Source organism: Actinacidiphila sp. bgisy160 (assembly GCF_057707815.1).
Window position 1 is genome coordinate 1 of record NZ_JBYIQW010000134.1, and the last position, 1,095, is coordinate 1,095.

Consider the following 1,095-nt stretch of genomic DNA (forward strand, 5'->3'; position numbering starts at 1 on the left):
ACGTCGCCTGGCGGGAAGGACTGTCAGCCGCGACCGAGTGGGCGGCCGAATACGGGCATCTGCTGCCGCCCGCCACGGCGGTCTGGAACGGATATCCGGTGGGCACCTGGGCGAAGATCCAGCGGACCGCCGGACGGCTCGCGGACACCATCGCGCAGCGGCGCGAGGCGGGGCGGGGTGGGCGAATGGGTCGCTCCCTCGCGAGTCAGGAGACAGAACAGGGCCCCCGCCGGATCGGCAACCGGCTGGGGCCCTGTCGTCTCGGGAAGCGCTACAGGCTGTATCGGCGGACGTCCGGTCCCTTGCGCTTGTTGCAGATACGGACGTCAACACGCACCTCCCGGGTGTCAAGCCCCGCCCACGGCAATCAACCCCCGACGGATGGTTGCGGTCGGCACCTGGCCGGCGCTGCAGAGTGCCGACATGCTCTCCCAGTATGTGGTTCTTTCTGACGCCCCTCGTGCTGGTCGTCGCACTCGCCTCCTGGGTCGGCTGGAAAGCGCGCCGGCACGGCGAGCATCCCTACCGCGACGGCGCGGCCATGTCGCGGGACGTGCGAGATACCCGCCGCGACCTGCGCGCCTGGAGGGCGGGGTCCCTGGGGCACAGTGGCGAGGACATCTCATGGATGAGGAAGCGTCACTGATCAGCGGCCGCTTCTCTGAATTCGTCGTCGGTTCCGCCACGCGGCAGCTCCCCTCTTGGTCCGCGCAGCAGGCGCAGCCCGGTCAGGCCCTGGAGGGCAGACCTGCACCCGCACGGTGTCGGCGCCGGTCACCACCACATTCGCCCGGTCCGTGATCTGTGCTTCCCCTCGTAGCGTAGAGACCATGACTGGAGGGGAAGTTGGGAGTCATGGCGGAGAAGAGGCGGAAGTTCGACGCGGAGTTCCGTGAGGGGGCTGTGCGGATCGTCGCCGAGACCGGTAAGACGTTGGCCGAGGTGGCGCGGGATCTGGGGATCAACGAGACCACCCTGGCGACCTGGGTCTCACGGGCACGGCAGGCCGGCGCCACCAGGTCCGGGGAGAGCGAGGAGCTGGCGCGGTTGCGTCGGGAGAACCTGCAGCTCAAGCGGGACAACAAGGAGCTGGCG

2 protein-coding genes are annotated in these 1,095 nt (G+C 69.2%); both read left to right on the forward strand.

The genetic code is table 11. The features are described 5' to 3' along the window. A partial coding sequence (locus AC3EUJ_RS37150) for a helicase associated domain-containing protein (RefSeq protein ID WP_431969409.1) occupies positions 1-452 on the forward strand: 452 nt, incomplete at its 5' end. A 403-nt stretch (positions 453-855) separates the two neighbouring features. Continuing rightward, positions 856-1,095, forward strand: a 240-nt coding sequence (locus AC3EUJ_RS37155; protein ID WP_431969411.1) for a transposase, incomplete at its 3' end; no start/stop codon positions are given.